Below are 7,235 nucleotides of genomic sequence, written 5' to 3' on the forward strand. Positions count from 1 at the left end.
TGCGCCGCTGCGAAGACATCATGATCGAGGTGTGCGACAGTTTCGAGGCCGAACTCCGCGAGTTCAACGGCGAACACGACCACGTCCACCTGCTCGTCGGCTTCCCGCCCAAGGCCGAACCCTCCGTCTTGGTCAACTCCCTCAAGGGCGTCTCCACCCGCTACCTGCACAGCAACTTGGTCGGCCCCTGAGCGGTCACCGTCTGCCGTCGAGATGATCGGCCGGGCCACGGGTCGGCCGTTATGCTGGATGGATGAGCGACGAGGGCAAGCCGGTCGAGGCAGAAGGCGACTTCGGATGGTCTCTCGGCGTGCTGCTGCGGGCCTTCCACGGCTCCCTCGTGACGGTGCTCGGCGACTTCCCGCACGGGGTGCGGGGCTACCAGACGCTGTCCACCGTGGTCCACGGCGACCAGCCGAGCCAGCTCGCGCTGGCCGCCCATCTCGGCATCGACCGCACCGTGATGACGTACCTCATCGACGACCTGGTCCAGGCCGGCCTGGTGGAACGCCGGCTCAACCCCGCCGACCGGCGGCAGCGCAAAATCGTCGCCACCGACGAGGGCGCCGCCGCCCTGCGCAAACTGGAGCAGCGGGTGCGTGAGGCCGAGGACCGCGTCCTGGGGGCCGCCCTGGACGCCGGCGAGCGCGAGGCGTTCAGGACGTTGTTGCGGCGGGTCGCCTGCGGGGTGCGGGACGTGGAATCCGACACCGACCCCTGCACGGTCGTGGACGAAATGCTCGGCACCCCCACGACCACAGACACCTGACCACAACTCCCCCGACGAAAGTGTCGGAGCCGGGAGGTAGAGTTCCCAGCCATGGATCGGCAACTCACCCTGATGGTCGTGCACGCCCACCCCGACGACGAGTGTCTGAGCACCGGCGGCATCCTGGCCCGCTACACCGAAGAGGGCATCCGCACCGTGCTGGTCACCTGCACCAACGGCGAGCAGGGCGACGACCAGGGCGGCGTCAAGCCCGGCGAGGCCGGCCACGACGACGCGGCGGTGGCCGAGCGGCGCCTGGCCGAGCTGCGCGAGTCGGTCTCCCACCTGGGCATCGACCACCTGGAACTGCTCGGCTACCGCGACTCCGGCATGGACGGCTGGGACGGCAACGGCCACCCCGACGCGTTCGCCAACGTGCCGGTCGAGACGGCCTCGGCCAGGCTGGCGGCGCTGATGGAGCATTACCGGCCGCAGGTCGTGGTGACCTACGACGAGACCGGCGGCGGCGGTTACGGCCACCCCGACCACGTCCAGGCCCACCGCATCACCGTCGCGGCCGTCGAATCGAGCGGCATTCCCGACAAGTTCTACTACACGGCCATGCCGCGATCCGCCATGAAGCAGATGTTCGAGATGATGCGCGACAGCGGTGTCGATCTCGGCGGATTCGAGCCGTCCGACGACTTCGGCACGCCCGACGAGCGCGTCACCTCCGTCGTCGACGTCAGCCCCTACGTCGGGCGCAAGCTCAAGGCCCTCCAGGCGCACGAGAGCCAGGGGGAGAACATCTTCCTGCTGCGCATGCCCGAGCAGACCCAGCAGTTGGCGTTCTCGCACGAGGCGTTCGAACGGAAGCTGTGCAAGGTCGAGGCCCCGGACCACGAGGAGGACCTGTTCGCGGGCCTGCGTGACGCCTGACCTCCGGAACATTATTCTAGGGCGACTCCTACCGGAAGAGGGCCCACCATGGGGACGCTCGTCACGTACCAGCTCAAAGACTCCGTCGCCACCATCACCATGGACGACGGCAAGGTCAACTCGATCTCGGTGCCCGGCTCACGCCCGCCTGCTTCACCAGGGCGCTGACCCTCGCCGAGGTCTTCTCCCCCGATGACGCGGTCCCGGCGGGGTTCCTCGATCAGGTGGTGGAGCCGGCGAGGGTCTGGGACGTCGCCCGCGCCACCGCCGAGTCCCTGACCACTCTCGACCTGCGAGCCCACGCGGACAGCAAGCTACGCGCCCGGCGGCACACACTGGAGGCGGTGCGCGCCGGGATCGTCGAGGAGTTCGGGACCGGCGGCGGGCTGAGCATCGGCGCTCAGCGGAGCTGAGGCGCGATCACGGGGTGGTGGCGCAGTACGGGCCGGGGCTGATGTCCCCGCCCGTGAGCCACATGCAGACCTGGTCGCCGGTGACCAGGGCGGTGAAGGGCCGGAAGGTTCCTTGAAGGGTGGTGCCGTTGCGAACCTGGGTGTACGAGCCGGAGGCCTGAGCGCCATTGATGGTCCACGTGATGCCCAGGGTCGTCGGCGCGTTCAGAATCCTGAACGTGTACTCATAGCTGCCGGGGCTGCCGCTGACCCCCTGGCAAACGCGGGCCTCGGGGATGCAGACGGCGTCCGCGGCGGGCTGCCCGGGCGCGGCCTGCACGCCGGCGGCGGCGGCCGATCCCCCGAACGCGAGAACGCCGGCGGCCACGGCCAGTGTGGCCGTGATGCCATGCAGGAGACGGCGACGCTGGGGTTTCGCCTCATTACGCATGTTCCTCCACCTTTCTCACTGAACAACGATCTTTGTCACTGAACAACGAGCCTCGAACATCATCATGTGATCCGCCCGGAACCGCCATACCAAGAGCCCATATTCCGCACCTGTTGGTCCATAGCAGGTCAGACGCCTCACGCCCCCTCTGTCGCAGTCGGGGCTGCGTCCACGGAGACCCTCGGCCCGTGTCGCATCGTGCGTGGATGGCCGGGCAGAGCCCTCGCAGGGCGCTTGTGGGTGAACATGGCGCCGGGCTTCGGAAACACGGGGTGCTGGCGACCTGGACGTCAGCTCGCGGCGGGTGCGCGCGTCGGTGAAGAACGTCGGCGAGAAGGACGGCTCGTATGAGGCCGTGCTGCGCGTGAACGGCGCCGAGGAGCAGCGGCGGAGCGGGCCGTTGCGGGCCGGGCGGAGCGCGTGGGTCTCCTTCGACCTGCGGCGGCGCCCGCCGGGCAGCTACGCCGTGGTGCTCGGCCCGCTCACCGGGCGGTTCACCGTCGAACGGTGACGATCACGTCCGGGGCGCGGGCACTTCGCCCGAGCCTCGGACGATCAGCCGGGTGGGGACCAGCGAGCGGCGGGCCTTCGACCGGTCGCCGTCCATCCGCGACAGCACCAGTTCGGCCGCCGCGGCGGCCATGCCGGCCGGGTCCTGGGCCACGACGGTCAGCGGCGGGTCGAGGGCCTCGGCCAGGGGCAGGTCGTCGAAGCCGACGAGCGCCACGTCCCTGCGCCCGGCACGCGACAGCGCCAGCACCGCGCCCATCGAGGCGAGGTTGTTGGCGGTGAACAGCGCCGTCGGCGGGTCGTCGAGCGCTAACAGTCGCAGCGTCGCGCGGGCCGCAGCGTCCTGGTCGTGGCCGCTGTCGACCAGCGCGCGGTCGAACGGCAGCCCCGCCAGGGCCAGGGCGTCGCGGTAGCCCTGGAAACGCTCGCGGCGGGTGTAAAGGGCGGCGGGCAGGTCGCCGACGAAGCCGACCCTGCGGTGGCCGTGGGCGATCAGGTGGGTGACGCCGGTCTGCGCGCCCTGCCGGTTGGCGCTGACGACGTTGTCGGCGGTCAGCCCGACCGAGGGGCGGTCGAGGAAGACGATCGGCAGGCCGGCCACGCGTTCGGCGCGCAGGCGGCGGTGGTCGCTGCCTGCCGAGGGCACGACGATGAGGGCGCTCACCCTGCGGGCCAGGAACGTGGCGATGAGCGAGTGCTCCAGCTCGGCGTTCTCGCTGGACGAGCCGACGATGAGGGTCAGGCCGCGCTCGCGGATGACGCCCTCGACGCCGCCCGCGACCGTCCCGAAGAACGGGTTGCCCATCTCCGGGATGACCAGGCCGATCGCGGCGTCCCGCGCGCCGACCCGCATGTTGCGCGCCATCAGGTTGGGCTGGTAGCCGAGTTTCCTGACGGCCGCCATGACGCGCTCGCGGGTCTCCACGGCGACCGGGCCCTCGTCGTTCAGCACCCGTGAAACTGTCTTGGCCGTGACCCCGACCTCACGGGCCACATCTGTCATCGTCGGACGCCGCATCGCGCCCATGCTAGTGGCCCATCAGGACAGGCCGATCGCCTGGGCCGCGTCCTTGTCGGCGACCACGGCGCGGCCCTCCCCCGTGACCTGGAGCGCGCCCGTCATGATCGCCACCACCTCGGCCATGCCGTGGTCACCCGGCTTGATCTGGGCGACCCTGCGGCCCAGACGCTGGATGTGGATACGGTCGGCTATCTCGAACACGTGCGGCATGTTGTGGCTGATGAGGACGACCGGCGTGCCGCCGTCGCGGACCCGCCTGATCATGTCGAGCACTTGGCCCGACTCCTTCACCCCGAGCGCGGCCGTGGGCTCGTCCATGACGACGACGTGGGTGGCCCACGCCACCGCCCTGGCCACGGCCACGCCCTGCCGCTGCCCGCCCGACAACGACTCGACCGGCTGGGTGAGCGAGCGCAGCCCGATCTTGAGCTCGGCCATGTGCCTGGCCGACTCCTCGCGCATGCGCCGCTTGTCCAGCAGGCGGAAGACGCGCCCGAGGATGCCGGGCTTGCGCAGTTCGCGGCCGAGGAACATGTTCGTGGCGATGTCGAGCGAGGCCGCGACCGCGAGGTCCTGGTAGACGGTCTCGATGCCGTGTCTGCGGGCCTCGAGGGGGTCGCGCAGGCGTACGGGCTCGCCGTCGAGCCGGATCTCGCCCGCGTCGGGCTGCAGCGCGCCGGTCAGCGCCTTGATGAGGCTGGTCTTGCCCGCGCCGTTGTCGCCGATGACGGCCAGCACCTCGCCGGGCATCAGGTCGAAGTCGGCGCCGTCGAGCGCCGTCACGTGGCCGTACCTCTTGACCAGGCCGCGGGCCTGGAGCACCGGGGTGGTCATCGGTTCCTCCTGCGGGAGAGTTGGTCGACGGCGACGGCGAGGATGACGAGGACGCCGGTGATGAGCGTCTGGTATATCGACGCTACGCCCATGAGCTGCAGCCCGTTGCGGAAGACCCCGACGATGAGGGCGCCCACGAGCGTGCCGATCACCAGGCCACGGCCGCCGAACAGGCTCGTGCCGCCGAGCACGACCGCGGTGATGCTGTCGAGGTTGTCGGTCTGGCCTGCCTGCGGGTCGCCGACTCCGGTGCGGGAGACCAGCAGGAGGGCGGCGATGCCGTACACGAAACCGGCCAGCGTGTAGACGCCGATCGTCAGGCGGCCGGTCCTGATGCCGGTCAGGCGGGCCACCTCGGGGCTGTTGCCGAGCGCGTACACATGACGGCCCCACGCCGTCGAACTCAGCAGGTAGGCGAACAGCAGGAACAGCAGGATCGTCAGCAGCGAGCCGTAGGTGAGGTTCGTCTGCCCGACCTGGAAGGTCTGCCCCAGGAACGTCAGCAGCGGCGGCAGGTCGGTGACCGTCTGCTCGGCCGAGTAGATGTGGGTCAGGGCGAAGACCACGTTCAGCATGCCGAGCGTCACGATGAACGGCGGAAGCGAGATCCGCGTCACCAGCAGCCCGTTGACCAGCCCGAACCCGGAGCAGACGGCGAGCCCGGCGACGAGCGCGAGCAGCGGCGGCAGGCCGCTGTCGACGGCCAGCTTGGTCATCACGATGCCGCCGAAGGCCATGATGGCGCCGTTCGACAGGTCGATGCCCGCCGTCAGGATGATCAGGGTCTGGCCGATGGCCAGCGTGCCGACCACCATGACCTGCTGGATGATGAGGGAGAAGTTCGGGCCGGTGAAGAACTGGGCGGAGTTGAGGCCGAAGAACAGGCAGGCCAGCACCAGCGCGGCCAGCGGGCCCGCGACCGAGGTGGCGATCAGGCGGCGCGGCAGCGTCGCTTCCATGACGGCCATGCTCACCCCCAGCAGTTGGCCAGGCCGAAGGCGGTGTCCTTGGCCTCGACGCCCGTGACGGATTTGTCGGTGATCAGGGTGACGCCGGTGTCGACGTAGCCGCTGGTCTTCTGGCCGTTCTTGGCGAACGCGGCCACGGCCTTGACGCCGTCCTCGGCCATCTTGAGCGGATACTGCTGGCTCGTGGCGGCGATCTGGCCCGACTGGACGGCCTTGGTGCCGGTGCAGCCGCCGTCCACGGAGACGATCAGCACGTCCTTGTCGCGGCCCTTGGCCTTCAACGCGGTGTACGCGCCGAGCGCGGCCGGCTCGTTGATGGTGTAGACGACGTTGATGTCGGGGGCCTTCTGCAGGCAGTTCTCCATGGCCGTCTGGCCCTTGGCCTGGTCGCCGCGCGTGTCCTGGGAGCAGACGACGGACGGGTCGCCCTCCTGGACGCCGAAGCCCTTCAGGAACCCGTCGTGCCTGAGTTGTCCGACGGTGATGCCGGGGGCCAGGTCCAGGGTCGCGATCTTGGCGGGCTTGCCGGCCATGGCGGCCTTGGCGTACTGGCCGATCAGCTCGCCCGCCTTGAGGTTGTCGGTGGCGAACAGGGCGTCCGTGGCGTCCTGCGGCTCCGTCGGGGTGTCGAGGGCGATCACGAGCACGCCCGCGTCGCGGGCCTTCTTGATCGCCGGGACGATGGCCTTGGTGTCGCTCGGGGTGATGAGGATGCCTTTCACACCCGCGGCGACCATGTTCTCGATCGCGGTGATCTGGGAGGCGTTGTCGCCGTCGAACTTGCCGGCGGCGCTCATCAGCTCCATGCCGTTGGCCTGGGCGGACTTCTGGGCGCCTTCCTTCATCTTGACGAAGAACGGGTTCGTCTCCGTCTTGGTGATCAGGCCGACCTTGGGCGTGGTGGTGGCGGCGGTCTGGCCTCCGCCCCCACAGCCGGTGACGAGAAGAGTTGTGACGAGGAGGCCGGCCGAGATCTTTGCGTTCATCAGAAGCTCCCGTGGAGGCCCCGGCGTTCACGCCGGGGAGGAAACGGGCGCGGGAAGGCACTCAAGGGCCTGAGCGTGCCCTGACGTTCACCGTTCAATGATGCTCTCCTGACGTGTGGTGTAGCCGTAACCGTCGGCTCTTTGGAGCAGACGGATGTGCTTGTGGCTGATGCCCTGGCGGGTGCCGGTCACGGTGGTGACGTTGAAGGAACCCGTGGCGCGGACGGCGACACGTCCGGTGTGGATTCCGGTGTTCTTGCCTGTGGCGACGGTGGCGCGGACGAGGTCTCCGGTGGCGAACCCGTTGACGTGCTTGATCCGGGGTAGGCGCAGGCGGGGGAACCCGTACCGGTTGGTGCGGGTTCGGCTGTAGCTGCCGCGTCCGGTGGCTTTGACGACCAGGATGCGGGCCGGCCATCCGGTCA

9 protein-coding genes and 2 pseudogenes are annotated in these 7,235 nt (G+C 69.6%); 5 read left to right on the plus strand and 6 right to left on the minus strand.

Features of this window, described 5'->3' with window-relative positions; genetic code table 11:
• The 4 genes and pseudogenes from tnpA to ACFOY2_RS54430 form a co-directional block, all read left to right on the plus strand.
• Nucleotides 1-173, plus strand: a pseudogene (gene tnpA / locus ACFOY2_RS54415) (IS200/IS605 family transposase); the annotation flags it as partial.
• A gap of 80 nt (nt 174-253) precedes the next feature.
• Entirely contained in the window at nt 254-769 is a 516-nt protein-coding gene (locus tag ACFOY2_RS54420; RefSeq protein ID WP_379536076.1) for a MarR family winged helix-turn-helix transcriptional regulator, read from the plus strand.
• 51 nt (nt 770-820) lie between these two features.
• A complete protein-coding gene (locus tag ACFOY2_RS54425) occupies nt 821-1,648 on the plus strand; it encodes a PIG-L family deacetylase (RefSeq protein ID WP_379536077.1) in 828 nt (275 codons plus the stop codon).
• Nucleotides 1,649-1,872: 224 nt separating this feature from the next.
• Nucleotides 1,873-2,061 carry a hypothetical protein gene (locus ACFOY2_RS54430; protein ID WP_379536078.1) on the plus strand — a complete coding sequence of 63 codons (189 nt, stop codon included), beginning with the start codon at nt 1,873-1,875 and terminating at the stop codon, nt 2,059-2,061.
• Nucleotides 2,062-2,068: 7 nt separating this feature from the next.
• Here the strand turns inward: ACFOY2_RS54430 and ACFOY2_RS54435 are convergent, their stop codons facing one another.
• The gene (locus ACFOY2_RS54435) at nt 2,069-2,491 is read right to left on the minus strand and encodes a hypothetical protein (RefSeq protein WP_379536079.1); all 423 of its coding nucleotides are present in this window, start codon (nt 2,489-2,491) and stop codon (nt 2,069-2,071) included.
• 304 nt (nt 2,492-2,795) lie between these two features.
• Here ACFOY2_RS54435 and ACFOY2_RS54440 point away from each other — a divergent pair, with 304 nt between their 5' ends.
• A complete protein-coding gene (locus tag ACFOY2_RS54440) occupies nt 2,796-3,002 on the plus strand; it encodes a hypothetical protein (protein WP_379536080.1) in 207 nt (68 codons plus the stop codon).
• Nucleotides 3,003-3,005: 3 nt separating this feature from the next.
• Here ACFOY2_RS54440 and ACFOY2_RS54445 read toward each other — a convergent pair whose 3' ends face one another.
• From ACFOY2_RS54445 to ACFOY2_RS54465, 5 genes and pseudogenes are all read right to left on the minus strand, one after another.
• Nucleotides 3,006-4,019 (minus strand): LacI family DNA-binding transcriptional regulator, encoded by a 1,014-nt coding sequence (locus ACFOY2_RS54445; RefSeq protein ID WP_379536081.1) that lies wholly within the window; start codon nt 4,017-4,019, stop codon nt 3,006-3,008.
• Between the two features lie 21 nt (nt 4,020-4,040).
• A complete protein-coding gene (locus tag ACFOY2_RS54450; protein WP_379536082.1) occupies nt 4,041-4,856 on the minus strand; it encodes an ATP-binding cassette domain-containing protein in 816 nt (271 codons plus the stop codon).
• Entirely contained in the window at nt 4,853-5,815 is a 963-nt protein-coding gene (locus tag ACFOY2_RS54455; protein ID WP_379536083.1) for an ABC transporter permease, read from the minus strand. The genes ACFOY2_RS54450 and ACFOY2_RS54455 overlap by 4 nt, the downstream gene beginning before the upstream one ends.
• Nucleotides 5,816-5,826: 11 nt before the next feature.
• A complete protein-coding gene (locus tag ACFOY2_RS54460; RefSeq protein ID WP_379536084.1) occupies nt 5,827-6,810 on the minus strand; it encodes a sugar ABC transporter substrate-binding protein in 984 nt (327 codons plus the stop codon).
• A gap of 87 nt (nt 6,811-6,897) precedes the next feature.
• Nucleotides 6,898-7,235 (minus strand): annotated as a pseudogene (locus ACFOY2_RS54465) (RNA-guided endonuclease IscB); the annotation flags it as partial.

Source organism: Nonomuraea purpurea (genome assembly GCF_042650645.1).
Classification (GTDB): Bacteria; Actinomycetota; Actinomycetes; order Streptosporangiales; family Streptosporangiaceae; genus Nonomuraea; species Nonomuraea purpurea.

Coding starts and splice junctions, on each gene's coding strand:
- ACFOY2_RS54460 (WP_379536084.1), bottom strand. CDS start 6,810: ATGAACGCAAAGATCTCGGCCGGCCTCCTCGTCACAACTCTTCTCGTC.
- ACFOY2_RS54445 (WP_379536081.1), bottom strand. CDS start 4,019: ATGCGGCGTCCGACGATGACAGATGTGGCCCGTGAGGTCGGGGTCACG.
- ACFOY2_RS54435 (WP_379536079.1), bottom strand. CDS start 2,491: ATGCGTAATGAGGCGAAACCCCAGCGTCGCCGTCTCCTGCATGGCATC.
- ACFOY2_RS54425 (WP_379536077.1), top strand. CDS start 821: ATGGATCGGCAACTCACCCTGATGGTCGTGCACGCCCACCCCGACGAC.
- ACFOY2_RS54450 (WP_379536082.1), bottom strand. CDS start 4,856: ATGACCACCCCGGTGCTCCAGGCCCGCGGCCTGGTCAAGAGGTACGGC.
- ACFOY2_RS54420 (WP_379536076.1), top strand. CDS start 254: ATGAGCGACGAGGGCAAGCCGGTCGAGGCAGAAGGCGACTTCGGATGG.
- ACFOY2_RS54455 (WP_379536083.1), bottom strand. CDS start 5,815: ATGGAAGCGACGCTGCCGCGCCGCCTGATCGCCACCTCGGTCGCGGGC.